Source organism: Cribrihabitans pelagius, from assembly GCF_048820915.1.
GTDB classification, from domain to species: Bacteria; Pseudomonadota; Alphaproteobacteria; order Rhodobacterales; family Rhodobacteraceae; genus Cribrihabitans_A; species Cribrihabitans_A pelagius.
Genome location: NZ_JBMERR010000003.1, coordinates 202,948 through 224,981, shown reverse-complemented (window position 1 = coordinate 224,981; position 22,034 = coordinate 202,948). Strand labels below are relative to the sequence as shown.

Sequence of the window (22,034 nt, the reverse complement as noted above, 5' to 3'; positions counted from 1 at the left end):
CAACCGGGCAGACCCGGCTGACCATCGTAGCCCAAACGGCGTTCGTCCGCTATCCCGGCGCCTCTGCCAGAACCCCATGCGATGAGCCGTGCCCCGCCTGCGCGCGGAGGCGAGCCGGAAGCGTGTGACTGGCAGCTTATCCCGGCAAAGCCCTTGGTGCCCGTCGAGGACGCGCCCGGCCTCGCCAAACCGCCGCCGCGTTGGGGCGCCGGCGGTGCGCGGCGGCCGCACGGCCTTGGTCCGTGGCCTTGTTCCGCGGTGGGGACCGGCGAAATCGGCTCAAGGGGGCTGCTTTGCTACAAGCGGAAGTTTACCGGCTTGGCACATGCCCCCGCCACAATGAAAAACCGCCGGCCCAGGCAGGACCGGCGATCAAATGCGCAGAGCGGATGCTCCGGACCTACTCGGCCTTCTTGGCCTCGACCGAGATCTTCACCTCGACCTCGTCGCTCACGAAGGGTGCGAACTTGCCCAGGTTATAGTCCGAGCGCAGCACGGTGGTGCTGGCATCGAACCCGGCCCAGAGCTTGTTCTCCATCGGATGCGGCTCGGCCTTGTTCAGCGTGGCGTCCAGCACCACCGGCTTGGTCACGCCGTTCAGCGTCAGATCGCCGGTGATCTTGGCAGTGGTGTCGCCGGTCACCTCGATGCCGGTGGACTGGAAGGTGACGGTCTCATCCTCCGTCGCGTCGAAGAAATCCTTGGTCATGAAGTGGTCGAAGCGGCCCTCCCAGCCGGTGAACATCGACTTCAGCGGCATCGATACCGCTACACTGGAAGCGGCGGGATCTTCCTGGTCAAACATCACCTCGCCCTCGAAGCCCGAGAACATGCCCCAGGTGGTCGAATAGCCAAGGTGGTTGTAGCTGAACAGGATCTGGCTGTGGCCGGAATCCAGCACGTATTTCTCAGGCGCGGCGGCGGCGCCGGTGGCGGCAGCAGCAGCCAGGGCGGCGCCAAGCAGGGTCTTCTTCATGGGGGATAGCTCCGTCGTTGTAATTCTCATGCCAACAGATGCGGCCTGGCCCTGCGAAAGGGAAGCCGGCAAAAACCAACAGTAACTGTGAGCGGACAAACACAAAACCCGCCCGGCCCGCGCCGGGCCGGTTCTCGCGCAGTTGTGAAGGCACGGCCCGCGCCCGCTCCAAGGCTGTCCGGCCCGGGCCGGTTTCGCCTTGCTCTTTCAGCGCCAGACTGTATAGGGAGACCCTGCTTCCGCGCATCTTTCGATCCGCGCAGACTCTCGTGACAGGGCAGCGGAAGTGCGACACGCCCCGTCTATGAAATGCGCCTAGACACAAACAGGAGTTCGCATGCCACTCTACGAGCATGTCATGATTGCGCGTCAGGACCTGTCCAACTCGCAAGCTGAAGGCCTCATCGAACATTTCGGTGCTGTTCTGTCCGACAACGGCGGCAAGCTGGTCGATCAGGAGTACTGGGGCGTGAAGACCATGGCCTACAAGATCAACAAGAACCGCAAGGGCCATTATGCCTTCCTGCGCACCGATGCTCCGGCAGCGGCTGTTCAGGAAATGGAGCGCCTGATGCGTCTGCACGACGACGTGATGCGCGTCCTGACCATCAAGGTCGACGAGCACGCCGAGGGCCCTTCGGTCCAGATGCAGAAGCGCGACGAACGCGACGGCCGTCGCGAGCGCCGCTGATCAACGCTTGAGAAAAGGACGCTAAATCATGGCAGCCAAACCGTTTTTCCGCCGCCGCAAAGTGTGCCCGTTCTCGGGCGACAACGCGCCGAAGATCGACTACAAGGACACACGTCTGCTGCAGCGCTACGTTTCCGAGCGCGGCAAAATCGTGCCCTCGCGCATCACCGCCGTGTCCGCCAAGAAGCAGCGTGAGCTGGCCCGTGCAATCAAGCGCGCCCGCTTCCTCGCCCTGCTGCCCTACGCTGTGAAGTAAGGAGACCTGACAGATGCAAGTTATCCTTCTCGAACGCGTGGCCAAGCTCGGCCAGATGGGCGAAGTCGTTGACGTGAAGCCCGGCTACGCGCGCAACTATCTGCTGCCGCAGGGCAAGGCAAAGACCGCCTCCGACGCCAACATCGCTGCCTTCGAAGGGCAGAAGGCCCAGCTGGAAGCCCGCAACCTGGAAACCAAGAAAGAAGCCGAAGCACTCGGCGAAAAGCTGGCTGGCCAGCAGTTCGTCCTGATTCGCCAGGCTTCCGACGGCGGCAACCTCTACGGCTCGGTCACCCCGCGTGACGCTGCCGAAGTGGCCACCGAAGAAGGTTTCTCGGTCGACCGCAAGCAGGTCATCATCCGCGAGCCGATCAAGGCTCTGGGCCTGCATGAAGCCGAAGTGCACCTGCACCCGGAAGTCATGGTCACCGTCGAGCTGAACGTCGCCCGCTCGCCCGAAGAGGCCGAGCTGCAGGCGTCCGGCAAGTCGATCCAGGAGCTGGCCGCCGAAGAGGAAGCCGCTGCTGAGTTCGAAATTTCCGAACTGTTCGACGACATCGGCTCGGCCGCGTCCGACGACGACGAAGCGCCCGCCGCAGCCGGCGAAGACGAAGAAAACGCCTGATCCGCTCCGGATTTGGCAAAGACGGAAAAGGCCGCCCGCTTTGGGCGGCCTTTTTCATTGCACCGGCAGCAGCTTGCAAAGCCGGCAAAAGTTTTAAGCAGAACGGGGCCGCGCGTTAACCCCCGCCTTCGCCAACTTCGGCGATACTGCCGGGCAGAGGAGAAAGGGAAAACCATGAGTGTTTCACTTGACCGCGAAGAATCCGCCCTGCGCCGCCGCCTGCTGTTCCGCCTGCTGCGCGGTTTTGATTTCGATGCGCCGCGGTACCACGGCGAAACCGTCTCCGACGCGGTGCCAGAGGCGCTGCTCACGCCGGAGTTCTCGCGTTTCGAAGGCCACTGCGGCCCGGCGCTCACCGCCGCCCCGCGCCGATTTGGCCGCGCCGCGGCCACCCGTTCCGGCGCCCCGTCCTGAACGGCCGGCAAGCGGCTGGCCCGTAAACAACTGGCCCGCAAGCAACTGGCCCGCAAGCAACTGGCCTGCCGGGTGCCGCTGCACTAGCCTCCGGGCAAGACCCGTTCACACCGATCCGGAAAAGGAGCCGCCTGTTGTCCCTGAAACGCCTCGCCCTCGCTCTCGCGGGCTGTACAGCCGTCGCAAGCTGCGACACCCGGCCGCTTTCCGAGCCGCCCAGCCTCAGCGGCCTGCCCGGCCCCTCTTACCAGGAGGATCTTACCCTCTGCCGCGCCCAGGCAGCGCAGATCGGCAAGGGCCACATCAGCAAGACAGCCGCGCTTGGCGCAGCCAGCGCCGGCATCGGCACCGCGGTTGCAGTCAACTCCGGCAACCGGGCGGAGAAAGCCGCGATCGGCGCAACGCTCGGCCTGATTGCCGGCGCCGCAGCGGGCGATACCCAGGTCAAGCTGGCGCAGCGCCGCCACTTGGTGAATTGCCTGCAAAGCCGCGGCCACCCCTTGACCGGCTGAGGCAGGTCAGAAAAGGACCTGAAAGGGGCCGCGAAAAATTGGGAAACAGCCGCGGCCCCTTCTGCCCGACGGTGCCGCATCTTCCCACGCGGGAGGGCATGCGGCCCTGAGGGTTGTTCTGCCTCAATGCGCATACCCAACATGTAGCGGTCGACCACAATAAACAATTGCTTAACACCTAAGGTTTTAAGAAAATCCGCGCTAAGGCGGCCAGCCGCCCAAATCCCGCCGTTAAGGCGGGCAAACCGGCAATTCCCCGCCGCTGCGCCGCGGATTTGCGCGGCTGGCGCAACCGCCCCGTTGCAGGATGCCGGAAGCTGGCTAATCTCGCTGCGACAAACAACCAGCGGAGCCCGCATGACGCGCCGGATCAGTCTCATTTTATTTTTTGCCGCCGCGGTTCTCGCCGCCTGCGGCACCCAGGCGGAACCGCCGCAACGGGCCGCATTCAGCCCGCCGCTCTTTCCCAATGAAACCCCCCAGCTGCGCCAGGAAATCAACCACTGGGCCGACCACTACGAGGTTCCGCGCAGCCTGGTCCACCGCCTAGCCATCCGCGAGAGCACGCACCGCCCCTGGGCCGTCAACCGCCCCTACTACGGGCTCTTGCAGATCCTGCCGGCCACCGCCCGCTCGATGGGCTTCAAAGGCCAGCCGGACGCGCTTCTGGACCCCGGCACCAACCTCCAATATGCGGTGAAATACCTGCGCGGCGCCTGGCTCCTGGCCGACGGCAGCCAGGATCAGGCCGTCAAACATTATTCGCGCGGCTATTATTATGAGGCCAAGCGCCGCGGCATGCTGGAAGAGACCGGCCTGCGGAACTGACCGCGCCGCCTCACGGAACTGGCGCCACAGACCAACCGCAGCGCGCCGCAGGCGCGCTGCCCGGCCCAACGGGACGCAGGCAGGCCCGTCAGGGCGTGCCAAGGACGGGCGGGAGCCCCCGGGCTGGCAGTCTTCACGCTTCAGCCGGGGCGGTTTAGGCAAATTGTAACCGTTGCCGCGGCAGACTTGCGCCATGGCCTCTCTGCTCTCCCTCCTGCTGCCCGCGCTGCTGCCGTCCTGGCGCTTCTTCAAGACCGTCGAGCCCTCGCCGCGGCTGGAATGGGCGCTGCTGCCCGGCGCGGAACAGCCCGCGGAAACCTGGCAAGAATTCCGCCCCCGCCCGCAGCGGATCGGCCCCTTTCGCATGGCGCTGCGGCTGCTGTGGAACCCGCGCGGGAACGAGACCCTGTTCCTGGTCAGCTGCGCCGAGCGCCTTACCGCCAACCCCTCCGCCCACACTGCGAACGAAATCCACAGCCGCATCGCCGCCGAGCTGCAACGCCACCCGCCGCCGGGTTCAGCCCTGCCCTCCGCCCTGCCCTATCTGCAGTTCCGACTGGTCTTCCATGACCGGCAGGAGGGCGCGCTTGTGCGCGCCGTCACCTATGTCTCCGAGCCGCGGCGGCTCCCATGCAGGGCCGCGGCATGAGTTTTGAGACCGCCCTGCGCGCAACCGAGATGCTGCTGGCTTTTGCCTTCCTGCAGCAAAGCGCCGAACACCTTACAGCCCGCGGGGACGAGCAGCGGCTTCACATCGCCCGGCTGATCCTCAGCGGGCTTTTGCTGTCCGGCATCGCCACGCCTTACGTGCTGCTTGCGCTCTGCGGGCTGGGTCTGGCGCTGCTGCGCCGCTTCCAGGGCCCCTACAATGGCGGCAGTGACAAGATGAGCCTTCTGATCCTCACCTGCCTGACGCTCGCGCACCTGCTGCCTTCCCGCCCCTGGCAGGAACTCGCCTTCGCCTATCTCGCGGCCCAGCTTGTGCTCTCCTACTTCATCTCCGGCCAAGTCAAGATCATGAACCCCGAATGGCGCGCGGGCCGGGCCTTAGGGGACGTCTTTGCCTTCTCCGCCTACCCGGTCAGCGAGGGCCTGCGCGGCTATGCCGCCCGCCCTGGCCTTCTTTTCATGATGAGCTGGGCGGTAATGCTGTTCGAACTTCTATTCCCGCTCGCACTCTTCCACCGGGAAGCACTGATGCTGGCGCTGTTCACCGCAGCACTGTTCCACCTTGCCAATGCCTGCCTGTTCGGGCTCAACCGTTTCTTCTGGATCTGGCTCGCGGCCTACCCGTCGATCCTATGGCTGCAAGAGCGGCTGGTGCTGTGACCGCGCCACACTCCTAAACGCAAAAGACCGCCCCGGGGGGCGGCCTTTCGTCAATTCTGCTTGCGGCAGGGAGAGGAAATTACTCCTCTTCCAGCGCCTCGACAGCTTTCTGCAGATCTTCCTTGGAGACTTCTTTCTCCTCGACCTTGGCCTGCTCGACGATGTGGTCGACAACCTTGTCTTCGAACAGCGGCGCGCGCAGCTGCTGCTGCATCTGGGCGTTCTGCTGGATGAATTCGAAGAACTGGCGCTCCTGGCCCGGGTACTGGCGGGCTTGCTGCATGATCGCTTGGGTCATCTCGGCGTCGGTCACTTCGACCTCTGCTTTCTGGCCCAGCTCGGCCAGCAGCAGGCCCAGGCGCACACGGCGCTCGGCCAGCTTCACGTGCTCTTCGGTCGGCTCGATCTCGGCGTGGTCGTGGCCCTGCACTTCCGGGTTTTCCTCGTGCCACAGCTGATGCGCGATCTGCTTGGCCTCGGCGTCGACCAGCGACGGCGGCAGGTCGAAGGAGACCAGATCGTCCAGCTTGTCCAGCAGCGCGCGCTTCAGCACGGCGCGGGCGGCACCGGCGTATTCGGCTTCCAGGCGCTCACGGATCTGGGCTTTCAGGGCGTCCAGATCGTCGGAGCCGAATTTCTTCGCCAGCTCGTCGTCGATCTCGGCCGCTTTCGGCGCCTTCACTTCCTTCACGGTGCAGGAGAACACGGCTTCCTTGCCCGCCAGATGCTCGGCCTGGTAGTCCTCGGGGAAGGAGACGGTCACGTCCTTCTCTTCGCCCGCCTTCACACCGACCAGCTGCTCTTCGAAGCCGGGGATGAAGGAGTTGGAGCCCAGAACCAGCGGGTAGTCGTCGCCTGCGCCGCCTTCAAAGGCTTCGCCGTCGACCTTGCCGACAAAGTCCATCACGACCTGGTCGCCGTCTTCGGCTGCTGCACCGTCTTCGCGGGCCTCATATTCCTTGGCGGTGTCGGCCAGGTTGGCGAGCGCTTCGTCAACCGCTTCGTCTTCGGCCTTCACGACCAGCTTTTCCAGCTCGATGCCCGAGAAGTCGACGTCCGGGATTTCCGGCAGCGCTTCATACGACAGATCGACGGCAACGTCGTCGCCCTCTTTCCAGTCCTCGTTGGTCATCTTGACGTCCGGCTGCATCGCCGGGCGGTCGCCGCTGTCCTCGAAGTGCTTGTTCATCGCCCCGTCGATGGCTTCCTGCATCGCTTCGCCCATCAGGCGCTGGCCGAACTGTTTCTTCAAGAGCGCCATCGGGACCTTGCCCTTGCGGAAACCCTTCATCTCGATTTCCGGCTGCGCTTCGACCAGCTTTTCGTTGACCTTCTCGTCCAGCTCGGAAGCGGTGACGGTGATGGCGTAGCCGCGTTTCAGACCTTCGTTCAGCGTCTCGGTGACCTGCATCCTATTCCCCATAGAGATTCGGGGCGCGCGCGCAGGCTCCGCCCCCAGACAATTTGGGGCCTTCTATTTGCCCAGGCCGCCCGGCGCAAGAGGCATTGCCCGCCTGCGGCGGAAATAGGCAGCTTGGCATTGGTTTCGGTCTGGAAACCAACGGCGGCCGCGCATCGCCGGCGCGCGCGGGGGCGATGCAGGCGGAAGTGACTGGCAGTTTACACCGGCCAAGTCCGTACGCCTTCTCGATGGGCCGCCCAACCGCTGCAAAATCGCCGCCCGCGTGGGAGCGCGCCGGCGATGCGCGGCGGCCTGCGGCCTTGTCCCGCGCCTGAGGAATCTGTGCCCCCCAAAAAAAGAAAACACGCCCGCGGGGGCGTGTTCTCCGTTCCGGTATCCGAGGGAAGGGACGATCAGAACTTCCAGCGGGCGCCCGCCAGGACCACGTCTGCGTCCTGGTAGCCGGCACCGCTGTTGTCCTCGTAGGAGTATTCGCGGTAGGCAAGATAGGTTTCGACGTTGTAGGCGTCGACCTTCTGCACCGCGGCCACCCCCCAGGAGTCCGCGCTGTCGCCCGCGCTCTCCATGTCGGAGCCGTCATAATAGTCGACGGAGAAAGCGGTGGAGCCGGCCGCGAACAGGTTGGCCTTATAGCCGAGCTTGGCATAGGCGTAGCTGCCCGCGATGTCGCGCTCTCCTGCGGCGAGGTTCAGCGACAGGCCGGTGGCCTTGTGCAGAACTGCGAAGGAGCCCGAGACGTCGCGGCTGTCTTCCTTGCCGGTCTCCTCGGTCCACGAAGCGCCCAGGCCTGCGTCCAGGTTGAAGCCCGCAACATCCTCGCGGCCATAGCGCACGGCGACGTCATAGGTCTCGCGGTCGTTGTCCTCCTTCAGGATGTCGGTGCCGTAGGAGGTCGAGAGGGTGAAGCCCGCCAGTTCCGGCGTGTCATAGCGCACACGGCCCAAACGGGTGCCGTCCAGATCGGTAAACACGTCGCCAATCTCGATGGTGCTCAGCGTGCCATCGGCCTGGCGGAACCGGTAGCCGCCCGCGGAATCCGCAACCGAGTTGGAGGCGCCAAGGCCGGTGCCCGAGAAATCGGCGCCGGTGATGCTGTCAGTGGCCATCGAGCCCTGACCGGCGGAAAAACGGCCATAGCGCGCGGTGTCGAACTGCAAGTCCACATGGCGGATGTCGGTGCGGTCCCAGCTCAGGTTTTCGCCGGTGGAGATCTGATCCACCCCGGCCGAGGAGCGGAACCCCATCGCGGTCTCGAAGTTGAAGCGCAGAGTATTTTCACCGTAGCTCTGCTCCAGCCAGAAGCCGAGGCGCGACTTGGAGGCTTCATTGTCGACCAGGCGGCCGAAGTCTTCCGCGCCGTCATCGAAGGACTGGAAGGCGGGGTTCAGATGACCGTACCAGCTAAATCTGCCGCCGGTGTCATTGGAATATTCGGGGCCCGCCAGCGCGGGACCTGCAAGCGCCACAGCCAGCGCGGTTGCGCTGACAGTTGCAGCGAATTTGGTGCTCATTTTTCTGAGTCTCCTGTTCCATGCCGGACCGTGGTCTTCTCCATCCCTGAAGCCGCGGCCCGGCACCGGGCTATCATTGCATTTTTGCAGAGGAGAGGGTTGAAACACGGGCCGCGCACCCACGCCGAAAACGCCAGCGGAATCCCGCCTATGGCGGAATTTTGCCTGCGAAAATCCGCCTGCTTTCAGTCAGTTGCGTAATCCGGATCACATTCCTGAACCAGCCCTTGCAGAGCTGCCATGCGGGCGCCGCAACCCTGCGCCAACGCACAGAAGCCAGTTTAGTGCCGCACGGCCGGGAACAGCAAGCTGGCGGGAGTTCGCGGCTTCACACCGCGATCAGCAGCGCCGAATAGGCGGCCGCGCCAACCGCAAAGGCAGCAAAGCTGCTCTGGCGCTCCTCCGGCAGTTCCTCCTTCAGCACGTTGAGCACCACACCGCCGGCAAGGAAGGAAAAAACACCGATCAGCCATTCCTCGGGGATCTCCGCCACCACCCCCATCAGCCAGCCGGCAAGAACCGCGCCCGCAATGATGAAGCGGCCCTTGCGGTCGTAAAGCTCCCGGTGGTCGTCATGCATACCGAAATCATTGGTGACGAAATGCAGCCCCATTGCCACCACGTAGAGACCCAGCGACAGCAGCCCCGGGTCTTCGCGGTGCAAAAGGAAATAGCCGACAAGAAAGTTATAGAGCGCAAAGGCCCCGATATGAATCCAGAAGGCCCGCGCCTCGGTCCGGTCGCGTCCCGCCTTGGAGGTCTGCACCAGCCGCTCCAGCCCATAGAACACCGCTAGCCCCGCCAGTGCCAGCACATAGACCAGCCGCTCAAGCGCTTCCGCCACGCTGGCCAGCGCACCCTCGTGGTCTGCCAGCGCCTCCTGATGCTCGGCCAGCTCGGGCAGCAGGTGGACAAAGACATAGGCCACCGCCACCCCGCCCGCGATCGACAGCCAGCGGCTGCGCGGAATCCCGTCGAGGAATTTCAGCTTGGGCACCAGATAGTGGATGGCGGCAAAGGCCAGCGCGGCAAACAGCGAAGGAACATATAGGTCAGGCATGGAAAGCCAACGCCTGGGCGTCCCCCGGGTTCCCGCCGCGCGCCCTAGGCAATCTTGTCCGCCGCCTTGCGCAGGAGCGACACGCCCTGGCGGATCCACTCCGGGTCGACGGCGGCATAGCCCATCACCAGCCCGATCTGCGCATTGCGCCCCGAAGACAGCGGCGGGTCGCACAGGCCGCGCACCGAGTAGATCCCCACCCCCAGCCGCAGCGCCTGCTCGATCAGCTCGCCCTCGCGGGCGGCAGGCAAGTCGCGGAACCAGACCACCACATGCAGCCCCGCCTCGCCGCCCTCGATCTCCACCGCATCGCCAAAGGCCGCGTGCAGCGAGTCGATCAGCGCCGCCCGCCGCTGCGCGTTCAGCCGCCGCTGCCGGCGCACCTGGCGCTCATAGGCGCCGCTCTCGATCAGATCGGCCAGCGCCTCCTGCCCGTAAAGCGAGGTATGGCGGTCGGTCAGCTGCTTGGCGGTGACGAAGGCCTCGCGCAGCCCCTCGGGCACCACCACATAGCCGATCCGCATGGTGGGCGAGAGGATCTTTGAAATCGTGCCGACATAGATCACCCGGCCAATCTCGTCGACCGAACACAGCGGCGGCAGCGGCTTCACGTCATAGCGGTACTCGCTGTCGTAATCGTCCTCGATGATCCAGGCGTCTGCCTGCTTCGACCACTCGATCAGCTCCAGCCGCCGCTCGATCGGCATCACCCCGCCCAGCGGGTACTGGTGCGAAGGCGTGACATAGGCCAGCCGCGCCCGCATTCCGGCAAGCTGCGCGGTATCCAGCCCCTTGGAGTCGACATCGATCGGCACCGGCCGTGCCCCAGTCATGGTGAAGGCCATCCGCGCCATTGCATAGGCCGGGTTTTCGATCACGAAGGCATCGCTCGGGTCCAGCAGCATCCGCGCCGACAGGTCCAATGCCTGCTGCGAGCCGCTGACGATGATGATCTGCTCCAGCTGGCAGCTGAGCGACCGCGAGCGCCACAGGTAGCCCTGCAAGGCCCGGCGCAGGCGGCGCGAGCCTGCCGGCTCGCCATAGGCCAGCACCGGGCTGCGGCGCAGAAGTGCCGCGTTGACCGCCCGCTTCCAGGCCGCGATAGGGAAATCGCCGGGCGCCATCTCGCCGTAGCGAAAGTTGACCACCAGCCCCTTGCGCGAAGGCTGCGGCAGCGGTCCGGCGGTCAGCAGCTTCCGCCCGAAACTGGACAGCGGCACCGCCCCCGCCGTGCCGGCACTGGCCCGCTTGGCCCGCGCCGGGGTGCCCGGCAGCGGCGCCTTTACCGCAACCCGCGGCCGCGCGCCCTGGCGCACTGCGATATAGCCCTCGGCCGCGAGCTGCTCATAGGCAACCGTGACGGTGGTGCGCGACACGCCCAGCTCCTCGGCCAGGGCTCGGGAGGACGGGATGTCCTCGCCCGCCGCATAGACGCCGGAGAGGATCTGCTTCCGCAATGTCAGATAGATTCGCTTCGCGCCAGGCCTGGTAATGCGTGTTTTTGCCTCTGCCAACTGGACCACCTTTTTTCTGCCAAACTGGCCGTGTTGCCCAAGCTAGTTTGGTTTTAGACAAATCGCAATTCTGGATTGAGCGCTTACTAGCAAGCTCGCCGCTGTCACGAAACCGCGAAGTGGACGACACCATGCAGACTGACGCCGACGCCCGTTTCGGAGAAGACCCGCAGCAGCTGTTCCGCCGCCGCCACGCCGAGGTGCTGGCCCGCATCGCAGCCGCCTGCACTGAAGCCGGGCGCGACCCGGCCGGGGTGCGGCTGCTGCCGGTGACCAAGACGGTGCCCGCGGAGATCCTGCGCCACGCCCATGCCGCCGGACTGGACCAGTTTGCCGAAAACAAGGTGCAGGAAGCCCGCGGCAAGGTGGAAACGCTGGCGGATCTGCCGCTGCGCTGGAGCATGGTGGGCCACCTGCAAACCAACAAGGTGAAATACGCGGTCCGCTTCGCGTCCGAATTCCAGGCGCTCGACAGCCTGAGGCTCGCGGCGGAGCTCGACCGCCAGCTGGACCGCGCCGGGCGCAAGCTCGCTGTCCATGTGCAGGTCAATACCTCCGGTGAAGCAAGCAAATACGGGCTTTCCCCCGCAGAACTGCCTGCCTTCCTGGACGCCCTCGCCGCCTATCCGCGGCTGAAACCGCAGGGCCTGATGACGCTCGCCCTGTTCAGCGGCACCCGCGATCAGGTGCGCGGCTGCTTCCGCCTGCTCCGGCGCCTGCGCGACGAAAATCTGGCAGCGCATCCGGCAGTTAACGGCCTGTCGATGGGCATGTCCGGCGATTTCGAGGACGCGGTGCGCGAGGGCGCCACCGTGGTGCGCGTGGGTCAGGCCCTCTTTGGCACCCGGCCGACGCCGGACGGACACTACTGGCCCGGCACGGCGGGCACGCCCGCTGACGCCGCCCCCGATACCACCGCAAGCAGGCCCGGGCGCAGCAGCGCCGCAGGCTGAGCCAGCCAAGAGGCCGCCAACGGCCCGATGACAATAGTTTTGAAAGTGAGGATTACACCTGTGGACTTCAACCTGATCGTATCGCAAGGCCGTGCGGCCGACAAAACCGCGCGGACCATCAAGGGCGCGGCGCTGACCGCAGCCGCGCTGGAGGAGACCTTTGGGGTCAAGGCGCTCTCCGTCGGCGAGCCCTCGCCCCCGGCCGAGGACGACTGGACCGACAGCCTGCCCCAGGCCAAGCCCACGCTGGAGGCGGTGCGCGCCGCCGTCAGCCGCAGCGTCGAGAGCGGCAAGCTGACCGTGCTGGCCTCCAACACCTGCTCGATCAGCCTTGCCACCCTGCCGGTGCTGGCCAAGCATCACCCGGATGCGGTGCTGCTCTGGGTCGATGCCCATGGCGATTTCAACACGCCGGATACCACCGATACCGGCTATCTCGGCGGCATGGTGGTGGCCGCGGCCTGCGGGTTGTGGAACAGCGGCCACGGCGCCGGGCTCAAAGCCAGCCAGGTGATCTTCACCGGCGCCCGCGACATCGACCCGCTGGAGGCCAAGCTGATCGAAAAGGCCGGCGGGCAGATCCTGCCGGCGGGGGATTTCTCTCCGGAAGCGGTGCTGAAGGCGGTCGGCGGCCGCAAGGTCTGGATCCATATCGACTGGGACGTGCTGGAGCCCGGCCATATCCCGGCAGACTACAAGGTGCCCGGCGGCCTGGTGCCCAAGCAGCTGCGCGCGCTTCTTGCGGCGCTGCCTTCTGAGCAGGTGCTGGGGCTGGAGCTTGCGGAATACCAGGTGCCCGCCGATGCAGGCGAGGCCGACGCCGCGCTCACCGCCATCGTCGATACCGTCACCCCGCTGCTCGACCGGGTCGAGGCCGCCTGAGGCCGACACCCCCCCTGGGTATCACTGCACCAGCGCCCGCAGGACGCCCAGCGCGCTTGCGGCGGCGGAGACGTCTTGCCCTCCGTCCCGCCGCCGCAAGCCTTGCCCCAGTCCAGAGAGGAACTCTCATGTATTCTGATATCGCGCTTGAAAAGCAGGCCGGGAAACGCCGCGTCACCACCGGAACCCTCTATCTACAGCCCGAACTCTACGACGAAGACATCAGCACCAGCCGCTGGCAGCAGCAGGCGCTTGCGGATTTCGCCCAGCGCGCAGGCAGCGAGGCCTTCCCCTGCCTGTTCTGCCGCAAGGCCTGGAAGGACGGCAGCATCCGCTTCCTGTTTGGCGAATGCGGGCCGGACCGGGAATATGACGACCTGCTCCTGGGTCTCACGGATTACACAAGTTTCGTGCGCCGCACGGACCTCCAGGACCGTCTGCTGGCGCCGCTGGTCGTGTTCTTCGAGACCTCGCGGCTGGACAGCGGATCGCTGCATGCGCTGGGCTGGGACATCCTGAACTGGGTGCACCGGATGGACCCCGCGCCCTGGCCCGACGGGGTCCCGCGTGAGCCGGACCATGCCGACTGGTGCTTCTGCTTCAACGGCGTGCAGCTTTTCGTCAACATGAGCACGCCCGAGCACGAGACGCTGCAAAGCCGCAATCTCGGCCGGTATCTCACCTTCGTCATCAACCCGCGGGAAAACTTCGACGCGCTGGCCAGCCTCAAGACCCGCAGCGGCCATCTGGTGCGCGAGCGCATCCGAAACCGCGTTGCTGCCTACAACGGCAGCCCGGTGCCGCAGGAGCTGGGCTTCTACGGCGACGCCGATAACCGCGAATGGAAGCAATACCAGCTGGAGGAAGACGGCCTGCCCCGGCCGGCCGCCTGCCCCTTCAGCGCCCGAAAATCCCTTGTGAAGAAACCCGGGACCGCCTGAGCCGCCGCGACGGCCCCATCCGGGCCGCCACGGTCTGCCCTCGGGCGCCCGCCCCATCTGGAGAACTGAAATGAACGACCTCACCGACCAGCGCCGCGGCCTATTGGAGATGATCGCCGCCATGATCGTCATGGGCACCGTCGGCTACTTCGTGCTGGAATCCGGGCTCGATGCCCATAACGCGGTGTTTTTCCGCTGCCTGTTCGGCGCGATGTTCCTGGCGCTCTACTGCTTTGCGCGCGGCCTCTTCCGCAACACCGGGCTGACCCGGGCGACGCTGCTGGTCGCGGGCCTCAGCGGCGTGTTCCTGGTCTGCAACTGGATCATGCTGTTTGCCTCCTTCAGCTTTGCCTCGATCTCCACCGCCACCGTGGTTTACCACACCCAGCCGCTGTTCTTCGTGATCATGGGAGCGATGTTCCTCGGCGATACCGTAACCAAGGACAAGCTGGCCTGGATCGTCATTGCCTTTGCCGGCGTGGTCCTGATCGTCGGCCCCGACATGGAGGACCTGAGCCTCGCCTCCAGCCATCTGGCCGGTGTGGGCCTCGCGATCTCGGCGGCGATCTTCTACGCCATCACCTCGATCATCGTGAAGCGGCTGAAGGGCATCAAGCCGCATCTGATCGCCCTGATCCAGGTTTCGGTCGGCGCGGTAATGCTGATCCCCTTCGTGAACCTTGGCGCGGTGCCCACCTTCACCGGCGCGCAGTGGAGCGATCTTCTGATCCTCGGCGCCTTCCACACCTGCCTCACCTACATCCTGATGTATTCCGCCTTCCAGCGGCTGCCCACGCCCCTGATCGCGGTGCTCTCCTACATCTATCCGGTGGTGGCGATCGTGGTGGATTACTTCGCCTACGGCAAAGCGATGCACGGTGTGCAGATCGCGGGCGGGCTGATGATCCTCTTTGCCGGCTACGCGGTGAACCAGAACCTGCCGCTTCTGAGCCGCCCGCGCACCGGCGCCCTGCGTGCTTCGCAAAGCCGCGACTGAACCGCCCGAGGCTGCGCGCCTGCGGCAGGCCGGACACCGGGCCTGCCGCCCCCAAACCTCTCCTGACCTCCCCTTCCCGTTCCACGATCCCGCGCCCCAGCGGCGCCGCAAGACAGGATGACTGCAATGGCACTCTATGAATCGATCCTCGACACCATCGGCCGCACCCCGATTGTCCGCCTGAACCACATCGCGCCCAAGCACGTGACGATCTACGCCAAGGCCGAATCCTTCAACCCCGGCGGCTCGGTCAAGGACCGGCTGGCGCTGTCGGTGGTGCTCGACGCCGAACGCAAGGGCCAGCTGAAGCCGGGCGACACCATCATCGAATGCACTTCCGGCAATGTCGGCATTGCGCTGGCGATGGTGGCAGCGGCGCGCGGCTACAAGTTCGTCGCGGTAATGGGCGAGAAATACTCCATCGAACGGCGCAAGCTGATCCGCGCCTATGGCGGCAAGGTAATCCTGTTCCCCAGCGAACTGGGCAGCAGCGGCGGCAACAAGATCGCCGATGACCTGGCCGAGCGGCACGGCTGGTTCCGCGCCCGCCAGTTCGACAACCCGGCCAACCCGCATTACCACCGGGTCACCACCGCCTCGGAAATCCTCAGCGATTTCGCGGGCAAACGGCTGGACTATTTCGTGACCGGCTTTGGCACCAGCGGCACGCTCACCGGCGTTGGCCAGATGCTGCGGCTGGCGCGCCCGGATGTGGAGATCGTCGCCACCGAACCGGCCAATGCCGCGATCCTGGCGGACAAGACCTGGAACGTGCACGAAATCCAGGGGCTGGCGCCCAACTTCGTGCCCAGCGTGCTGGACCCCAGCGTGATCGGTGACCTGCGCAAGGTCGACCAGGTTACGGCCCGCGACACCGCCCGGCGCCTGTCCACCGAAGAAGGCATCTTCACCGGCATCTCGGCCGGGGCTGCGGTGGCCACCGCGCTGGATGTGGCCAAGACAGCGCCCGAAGGCTCGGTGCTGCTGGCGATGCTGCCCGACACCGGCGAGCGCTACCTGTCGACCTTCCTCTTTGACGGGCTGAACGAGGGCTCGGACGATGAATGGCTGGCCTCGCTCGAGCCCCAGCTCGAGTACGAAGCCTGAGCAGGGGGCGGAGCGATGAACAACCTCACCCCGCCCGACAGCACCAGCGAGATCGTTCCGGCGGCCTCGCGCTTCCTCACCCTGCGCGGCCCGTTTGCGATGAAACACGGCGGCCAGCTGCGCCAGGCCCGCATCGCTTACGAGACCTGGGGCCGCCTGTCGCCCGCGAAGGACAACGCGATCCTGATCCTCGCCGGATTCTCCGCCAGCGCCCATGCCGCCTCGCAGGCCGGCGATCCCAGCCCCGGCTGGTGGGAGAAGATGATCGGCCCGGGCAAGGCCATCGACACAGACCGCTGGCACGTGATCTGCGTCAACGCGCTGGGCAGCTGTTTCGGCTCCACAGGGCCGGCCTCGGTGAACCCCGCCACCGGGCGGCCCTACCGGCTGGACTTCCCCGCCCTCGCCATGGAGGACGTGGCCGATGCCGCCGCCTGCGTGGTGAAGGCACTGGGCATCCGCCAGCTTGCCTGCCTGATCGGCACCTCGATGGGCGGGATGAGCGCGCTCGCTTATCTCAGCCGCAATCCGGGCGCTGCACGCAGCCATATCAACATCTCCGGCGCCGCCCAGGCAGCAACCTTTGCCATCGCCTTGCGCTCGCTGCAGCGCCAGGCGATCCGCAGCGATCCGGACTGGGCGGGCGGCAGCTACAGCCAGCTGCGCTACCCGGAAAACGGCATGCGGATCGCGCGGATGCTGGGCATGCTTTCCTACCGCTCGGCGGCTGAATGGCAGCAGCGCTTTGCCCGCGACCGGGTCAGCCCGGCGGCCCAAGGCGGCGCTCCCTTCCTGCCGGAGTTCATGGTGGAGAGCTACCTGCAGCACCATGCCGACCGCTTTATCGGACGCTATGACCCGAACTGCTATCTCTACCTCAGCCGCGCCATCGACCGTTTCGACCTGGCCGAAATCGCGGGCGGCGACCTGAGCCTCGCACTGTCGCAGCTGGTGCTGCAGAAGGCATTGGTGATCGGCACGCCGACCGATGTGCTGTTCCCGCTGTGGCAGCAGGAGCAGATTGCCGAAGGGCTGAGCGCCGGCAGCGTTCCCACCGATATGGTGCGGCTCCACTCCGACCACGGCCATGACGCTTTCTTGAGCGATTTTGATCAGCTGATCCCGGCGATGGACCGCTTTCTCGCAACCCTCTGAGGGGCCCGTCCCAGCGCCCCCCCGCGCAAGGCGCCGCCTCCGCGCCTTGCCCTCATGCAAGACCTCACGAAAGGACACGACATGCTAGACGCGGCAACCCGCACTGCGCGCATCAACATTGACAGGCTTTGGGCCGCAATCGGGGAGATGGCGCAGATCGGCCCCGGCGTGGCCGGCGGCTGCAACCGGCAGACCCTCACCGATGCCGACTCCGAAGCCCGCGCCCGCTTCGCCACCTGGTGCGAAGCCGAGGGCATGCGCATCGGCGTCGACGATATGGGCAACATGTTCGCGCTGCGCCCGGGCACCGACCCCGATGCAGACCCGGTCTACCTCGGCTCGCACCTGGATACCCAGCCCACCGGCGGCCGCTATGACGGGGTGCTCGGCGTGCTCTCGGCGCTGGAGGTGGTGCGGGTGATGAACGAACTCGGCATCCAGACCCGCCGCCCCATCGGAATTGTCAACTGGACCAACGAGGAAGGCGCGCGGTTTGCGCCCTCGATGCTGGGCTCGGGCGTATTTGCCGGCGCCTATACCCGCGACTTTGCCCACAGCCTGACGGATCAGGACGGCAAGACGCTGGGCGAAGAGCTGCAGCGGATCGGCTGGATGGGCACCGAACCGGTCGGCGCGCGGCCGATGCATGCCTACCTGGAATACCACATCGAACAGGGCCCGGTCTTGGAGGCCGAAGGCAAATCGGTGGGTGTCGTCACCCATTGCCAGGGCTTCTCCTGGCTGGAAATCACCCTCACTGGCCGCGAGGCGCATACCGGCTCCACTCCGATGACGATGCGCTCGAACGCAGGGCTGGCGATGGCGCGGATCATGGAGATGGTGCAGGATCTGGCGATGCGCCACCAGCCCGGTGCGGTGGGCAGCGTCGGTCAGGTGTTCTTCTCGCCCAACTCGCGCAACGTGCTTCCGGGCAACGTGGTCTTCACCGTCGATGTGCGCTCCCCCGATCCCGCAAAGCTCGACATGCTGCACGACGCGGTGGAGCAGAAAGCGCAGGAGATCGCCGCCGCGCTGGACGTGGGCATCTCCATCGCGCCGGCGGGCCGGGTCACCCCGGTCACCTTCGACCCCGCGCTTGCGGGCATGGTGCGTGACGCCGCAAAGACGCTGGGGGTGAGCCACATGGACCTGATCTCGGGCGCCGGTCACGACGCCTGCTGGATGGCCAAGGTGCTGCCCGCCGCGATGATCATGTGCCCCTGCGTCGGCGGTCTGTCGCATAACGAGGCCGAGGAGATCTCGCCCGAATGGGCCGAGGCCGGCGCCAACGTGCTGCTGCTCGCCGCGCTGAGCGCCGCAGAAGCGCAGCATTGAGCAGCCCGGCCGTGGCCGTGCCTCCCTGGCACGGCCACGGCCCGCATTTTACAGCAAGCCGCGCGGAATGACCTCCTGCCACACCCGGCTCAGCACTTCTGCGCCCTCTGCGCCTTCGGTGGCGCGCAGCTTGCGCCAGAGGTAGAAGTTTTGCGCATCGCAGGTCATCCGGTTTTCTGTCTCGATCGCCACCTGCCAGCTGCCGCGTTCGAAGGTGAACTGCCACACAGCTTCGAACCGGGCCGAGGCCGGGTCTTCGGGGTGGATGCTGTAGTGCATCCGAACGTGGCTGCCTGCCACCAGCCCATGGTCCGGATTGCGCGCCTTGCCGTAGTCGTCGAAGGTATCCAGCGCCGCGCGCCCGTCCGCGCCAACGCTCTGCCGCGCCGTGCCCGCGGGCGCGCGCAGCTCTTCCGCAGCGAGCTGAGGGAAATCCCGCGCCGGGCCGGGCGGGACCGGATCGGTCTCCCGCCCCGCCTGCCGCACCGGCAAGACCAGTGAACAGCGCGCGAGATCCAGCCTCACCTGCGCCCGCTCTGGTGCGGGCCAGACGATGGGCCAATAGGAGGTCGAGAGCGCCAGCCGCAGCGTATGACCTTCTCGCAAGCGGTGGGCGCATTCGTTGAGCATGATCTCCGCCTCGTAGAGCTGCCCCGGCACCAGCGCTTCCGGCGTCTCGTGGCTGGCGTGATGGGTCAGGTTCAGCGGCCGGTAGCTGATCCGCTGCGAGACACCTTCTGGCGAGACATCGCAAAGCCGCGCCACCAGCTGCGCCACCGGCTTGTCCGCGCTGAACGCGATCTTCAGCCGCGCCCGGCCCAGAAGCTCCAGCGGAGCCTCCAATGGCGCGCTGTCGAAACACAGCGACAGCGCATCATCCGCCGCCTGATCGCCCGGCAGCTCATTGTCGATACGCATGCCGGGACAGAAGTAACCGCCCGCCGCGCCAGCATGGGCGGGCGTGTCCACCACCGCCCTGCCTTCGGCCGGCGCCGCGGCAAAGCCGCCAGGTACCAAGTGCCGGACCTGCGGCTGCACGTTGGGCGACGGCCACTCGGCCTCGGCAATCCAACGGCCTTTGCGGGGGCCATTGGTGGCTTCGGGGTTGAAATGCTCCAACATGAAGGTCCGGTAATCCGGCAGGCTTTCGGCGCCGGTCTCCTCCTGCTTCAGCCAGCGCCCGAACCAGCGCAGCACTTCGCCGTGGAAATCCGACGCCTCCAGCTTGGAGATATGGCCGTAGCGGTGTTCCCACGGGCCGATCAGCGCCTTGGCGGGAACTTGCAGATTGGCGGCCAGCGCTGGCGGAGCGTTCACATAGGCATCCGCCCAGCCGGTGATGGCCAGCACCGGGGCTTGGATCGCGGACCAGTCCTCGCATACCGAGCCGTGCTTCCAGAAGGCGTCCCGCACCGCGTGGCGCAGCCAGTCGGCAGCGGAGAACGGCACTTCCTCCAGCCGCTGCAGCCAGTCTTCGCGCCAATCGGGGCGCAGCTCCGGGTCGGCGGGGCGGGTCAGATAGGCAAACATCTGGCTGCCCCAGTTCATGTTGTCACTCAGCAGGCAGCCGCCCATGTAGTGGATGTCGTCTGCGTAGCGGTCCACGGTGGAGGCCACGCTCACCACCGCCTTCAGCGCGGGCGGGCGGCGGTGGGCGAGCTGCAGGCCGTTGAAGCCGCCCCAGGAGATGCCGATCATGCCTATCCGGCCATTGCACCAGGGCTGGCTTGCGATCCAGCCCAGCACCGCCTCGCCGTCGCTGAGTTCCTGTTCGGAGTACTCGTCGTCAAACCGCCCCTCGCTGTCACCGGTGCCCGCGATGTCCACCCGCACACAGGCGTAGCCTTCCGCGGCGAAAACCGGGTGCGTGGTGGCATCCCGCGGCGCGGTGCCGTCGCGCTTGCGGTAAGGCAGGTATTCGAGGATCGCGGGCGCAGGCTCCGCGCCCTCCGGCAGCCAGATCCGCGCCGCCAGACGGCGGCCGTCCGGCAGCAAGATCCATTGGTTCTCGATCACGGTGACAGTCATATCCGGCCCTCCCCTGGCGGTTTCCCGCAGGTAACCCCGGATCGGCAGTAAGGGAAAGGGGCGGCACACCGGCCGCCCCTTTGCGGACGTCAGCCCGCCAGCGACGGCAAGTAGAGCACGATGCCCGGAAAGGCCACCAGCAGCGCGATGGTGGCGGCATCGGCGATGAAGAAGGGCATCACGCCGCGGAACACGTCCTGCACGCTCAGATCGTCGCGCACACCCGCCACCACAAAGCAGTTGAGCCCGATCGGCGGGGTAATCAGGCAGAATTCAGCCATCTTTACCACCAGGATACCGAACCAGATCGCGCACATGGTGCCGTTCATGCCAAAGGCGCTGTCCGCGGCGGAGACTGTCTCACCGCCGTTGAGCGCCATCACCGCCGGGTAGACCACCGGCAGCGTGAGCAGCAGCATCCCGATCGCATCCATGAACATGCCCAGCACCGCATAGGCCAGAAGAATGCAGATCAGGATCACCATCGGCGACAGGGTTAGCGAGGTGATCCAGTCGGAAAACGCCCCCGGCAGGTCGGCAAAGCCGAGGAATCGCACGTAGATCAAGACACCCCAGATGATGGTGAAGATCATCACGGTCAGCTTTGCGGTCTCCAGCAGCGCCGATTTCAGCTCGGCCCATTTCATGCCGCGCGCCACCGCCATGCAGAACACCACAAAGGCCCCCAGCGCGCCGCCCTCGGTCGGGGTGCCCCAAGCGTCGCCGCCAAAGGGGTTGTAGACAAAACAGATGATGATCACCACGACAAAGATGATCGGCAGCGCGCCCGGCAGCGCGGCAAAGCGCTCGCCCCAGGTGAAGCCCTTGACCGGCGGGCCGACGGATTTGAAGATCACCGCAATGCCGACGATCAGCATCCCGTAGATCACCGCCGAAAACGCGCCCGGAATGAAACCTGCGAGCAGCAGCTTCCCCACGTCCTGCTCCACGATGATGGCGTAGATCACCAGGATCGCCGACGGCGGGATCAGCGAGGCGAGCGTGCCGCCTGCCGCCACCACACCTGCGGCAAAGCGCTTGTTGTAGCCGATCGCCAGCATCTCCGGGATGGCGATGCGGGCAAACACCGCCGAGGTGGCGACCGACGCGCCGGAAACCGCGGCAAAGCCCGCGGTGGCAAAGACGGTGGAGACCGCAAGCCCGCCCGGCAGCCAGGCAATCCAGCGCTTTGCGGCAGTGAACAGCGCGCGGGTCAGCCCTGCGTAATAGGCGAGGTAGCCGATCAGGATGAAAGTGGGGATCAGGCTCAGCGCCTGGCTCGACACTTTGGAATGCGGCACCTGGCCCGCGATCTTGACCGACACGGTCAGCGCCTTGCCGAACCGCGCCGGATCATAGCCGAACTTGGCCCAGAATATCCAGATCAGACCGATCAGCCCCGAAAGCCCCGCGGCAAAGGCCACCCGCATCCCCAGCACCACCATGGCCAAGAGGCCGCCCGTGACCCAGAGGCCGATTTCAATGGGTTCCATGCGT

The 22,034-nt window shown here is 66.0% G+C and carries 22 protein-coding genes; 15 read left to right on the top strand and 7 right to left on the bottom strand.

Annotation, left to right across the window (positions count from 1 at the left end; translation table 11 throughout):
- Nucleotides 1–400 precede the first annotated feature (400 nt).
- Complete coding sequence (locus tag ACOHX0_RS04325) at nucleotides 401–976, bottom strand: YceI family protein (protein ID WP_420675443.1); 576 nt, start codon at nucleotides 974–976, stop codon at nucleotides 401–403.
- A gap of 337 nt (nucleotides 977–1,313) precedes the next feature.
- On the opposite strand from ACOHX0_RS04325, the gene rpsF reads away from it, so the two are divergent.
- The 8 genes from rpsF (at nucleotide 1,314) to ACOHX0_RS04285 (ending at nucleotide 5,631) form a co-directional block, all read left to right on the top strand.
- A complete protein-coding gene (gene rpsF, locus ACOHX0_RS04320; protein WP_420675442.1) occupies nucleotides 1,314–1,667 on the top strand; it encodes a 30S ribosomal protein S6 in 354 nt (117 codons plus the stop codon).
- Nucleotides 1,668–1,695: 28 nt separating this feature from the next.
- A complete protein-coding gene (rpsR, locus tag ACOHX0_RS04315) occupies nucleotides 1,696–1,923 on the top strand; it encodes a 30S ribosomal protein S18 (RefSeq protein ID WP_058310770.1) in 228 nt (75 codons plus the stop codon).
- 13 nt (nucleotides 1,924–1,936) lie between these two features.
- Nucleotides 1,937–2,548, top strand: a complete 612-nt coding sequence (gene rplI / locus ACOHX0_RS04310; protein ID WP_420675440.1) for a 50S ribosomal protein L9 — start codon at nucleotides 1,937–1,939, stop codon at nucleotides 2,546–2,548.
- A 174-nt stretch (nucleotides 2,549–2,722) separates the two neighbouring features.
- Entirely contained in the window at nucleotides 2,723–2,962 is a 240-nt protein-coding gene (locus ACOHX0_RS04305; protein WP_420675439.1) for a hypothetical protein, read from the top strand.
- Nucleotides 2,963–3,096: 134 nt separating this feature from the next.
- Nucleotides 3,097–3,474, top strand: a complete 378-nt coding sequence (locus tag ACOHX0_RS04300) for a hypothetical protein (RefSeq protein WP_420675438.1) — start codon at nucleotides 3,097–3,099, stop codon at nucleotides 3,472–3,474.
- 357 nt (nucleotides 3,475–3,831) lie between these two features.
- Nucleotides 3,832–4,302, top strand: coding sequence for a transglycosylase SLT domain-containing protein (locus ACOHX0_RS04295; RefSeq protein ID WP_420675437.1), 471 nt, complete (start codon nucleotides 3,832–3,834; stop codon nucleotides 4,300–4,302).
- A gap of 193 nt (nucleotides 4,303–4,495) precedes the next feature.
- Nucleotides 4,496–4,951 carry a hypothetical protein gene (locus tag ACOHX0_RS04290; RefSeq protein ID WP_420675436.1) on the top strand — a complete coding sequence of 152 codons (456 nt, stop codon included), beginning with the start codon at nucleotides 4,496–4,498 and terminating at the stop codon, nucleotides 4,949–4,951.
- Complete coding sequence (locus ACOHX0_RS04285) at nucleotides 4,948–5,631, top strand: HTTM domain-containing protein (RefSeq protein ID WP_420675435.1); 684 nt, start codon at nucleotides 4,948–4,950, stop codon at nucleotides 5,629–5,631. Before ACOHX0_RS04290 ends, ACOHX0_RS04285 begins: the two co-directional genes overlap by 4 nt.
- Before the next feature lie 79 nt (nucleotides 5,632–5,710).
- On the opposite strand, the gene tig is transcribed toward ACOHX0_RS04285, so the two are convergent.
- The 4 genes from tig to pdxR all read right to left on the bottom strand — a co-directional run bounded on the left by tig (nucleotide 5,711) and on the right by pdxR (nucleotide 11,148).
- Nucleotides 5,711–7,042 carry a trigger factor gene (gene tig, locus ACOHX0_RS04280; protein WP_420675434.1) on the bottom strand — a complete coding sequence of 444 codons (1,332 nt, stop codon included), beginning with the start codon at nucleotides 7,040–7,042 and terminating at the stop codon, nucleotides 5,711–5,713.
- 404 nt (nucleotides 7,043–7,446) lie between these two features.
- A complete protein-coding gene (locus ACOHX0_RS04275; protein ID WP_420675433.1) occupies nucleotides 7,447–8,565 on the bottom strand; it encodes a porin in 1,119 nt (372 codons plus the stop codon).
- A 328-nt stretch (nucleotides 8,566–8,893) separates the two neighbouring features.
- Nucleotides 8,894–9,625 (bottom strand): hypothetical protein, encoded by a 732-nt coding sequence (locus tag ACOHX0_RS04270; RefSeq protein ID WP_420675432.1) that lies wholly within the window; start codon nucleotides 9,623–9,625, stop codon nucleotides 8,894–8,896.
- 44 nt (nucleotides 9,626–9,669) lie between these two features.
- Nucleotides 9,670–11,148 carry a MocR-like pyridoxine biosynthesis transcription factor PdxR gene (pdxR, locus tag ACOHX0_RS04265; protein ID WP_420675431.1) on the bottom strand — a complete coding sequence of 493 codons (1,479 nt, stop codon included), beginning with the start codon at nucleotides 11,146–11,148 and terminating at the stop codon, nucleotides 9,670–9,672.
- 122 nt (nucleotides 11,149–11,270) lie between these two features.
- Between pdxR and ACOHX0_RS04260 the strand changes: the two genes are divergently transcribed.
- The 7 genes from ACOHX0_RS04260 (at nucleotide 11,271) to ACOHX0_RS04230 (ending at nucleotide 18,509) form a co-directional block, all read left to right on the top strand.
- Nucleotides 11,271–12,092 (top strand): YggS family pyridoxal phosphate-dependent enzyme, encoded by an 822-nt coding sequence (locus ACOHX0_RS04260; RefSeq protein WP_420675430.1) that lies wholly within the window; start codon nucleotides 11,271–11,273, stop codon nucleotides 12,090–12,092.
- A 60-nt stretch (nucleotides 12,093–12,152) separates the two neighbouring features.
- Entirely contained in the window at nucleotides 12,153–12,974 is an 822-nt protein-coding gene (locus ACOHX0_RS04255; protein ID WP_420675429.1) for an arginase family protein, read from the top strand.
- A 128-nt stretch (nucleotides 12,975–13,102) separates the two neighbouring features.
- A complete protein-coding gene (locus tag ACOHX0_RS04250; protein WP_420675428.1) occupies nucleotides 13,103–13,915 on the top strand; it encodes a YqcI/YcgG family protein in 813 nt (270 codons plus the stop codon).
- A gap of 70 nt (nucleotides 13,916–13,985) precedes the next feature.
- On the top strand, nucleotides 13,986–14,912 hold the full coding sequence (locus ACOHX0_RS04245) for a DMT family transporter (protein WP_420675427.1): 927 nt from the start codon (nucleotides 13,986–13,988) through the stop codon (nucleotides 14,910–14,912).
- A gap of 126 nt (nucleotides 14,913–15,038) precedes the next feature.
- Complete coding sequence (cysK, locus tag ACOHX0_RS04240; RefSeq protein WP_420675426.1) at nucleotides 15,039–16,019, top strand: cysteine synthase A; 981 nt, start codon at nucleotides 15,039–15,041, stop codon at nucleotides 16,017–16,019.
- A 15-nt stretch (nucleotides 16,020–16,034) separates the two neighbouring features.
- Nucleotides 16,035–17,174 (top strand): homoserine O-acetyltransferase MetX, encoded by a 1,140-nt coding sequence (metX, locus tag ACOHX0_RS04235; RefSeq protein ID WP_420675425.1) that lies wholly within the window; start codon nucleotides 16,035–16,037, stop codon nucleotides 17,172–17,174.
- A gap of 81 nt (nucleotides 17,175–17,255) precedes the next feature.
- Nucleotides 17,256–18,509: a Zn-dependent hydrolase gene (locus tag ACOHX0_RS04230; protein ID WP_420675424.1), complete on the top strand. Its 1,254-nt coding sequence runs from the start codon at nucleotides 17,256–17,258 to the stop codon at nucleotides 18,507–18,509.
- Between the two features lie 48 nt (nucleotides 18,510–18,557).
- On the opposite strand, the gene ACOHX0_RS04225 is transcribed toward ACOHX0_RS04230, so the two are convergent.
- Nucleotides 18,558–20,537, bottom strand: coding sequence for a CocE/NonD family hydrolase (locus tag ACOHX0_RS04225; RefSeq protein ID WP_420675423.1), 1,980 nt, complete (start codon nucleotides 20,535–20,537; stop codon nucleotides 18,558–18,560).
- An 89-nt stretch (nucleotides 20,538–20,626) separates the two neighbouring features.
- The gene (locus ACOHX0_RS04220) at nucleotides 20,627–22,030 is read right to left on the bottom strand and encodes a TRAP transporter large permease (RefSeq protein ID WP_420675422.1); all 1,404 of its coding nucleotides are present in this window, start codon (nucleotides 22,028–22,030) and stop codon (nucleotides 20,627–20,629) included.
- Nucleotides 22,031–22,034 lie beyond the last annotated feature (4 nt).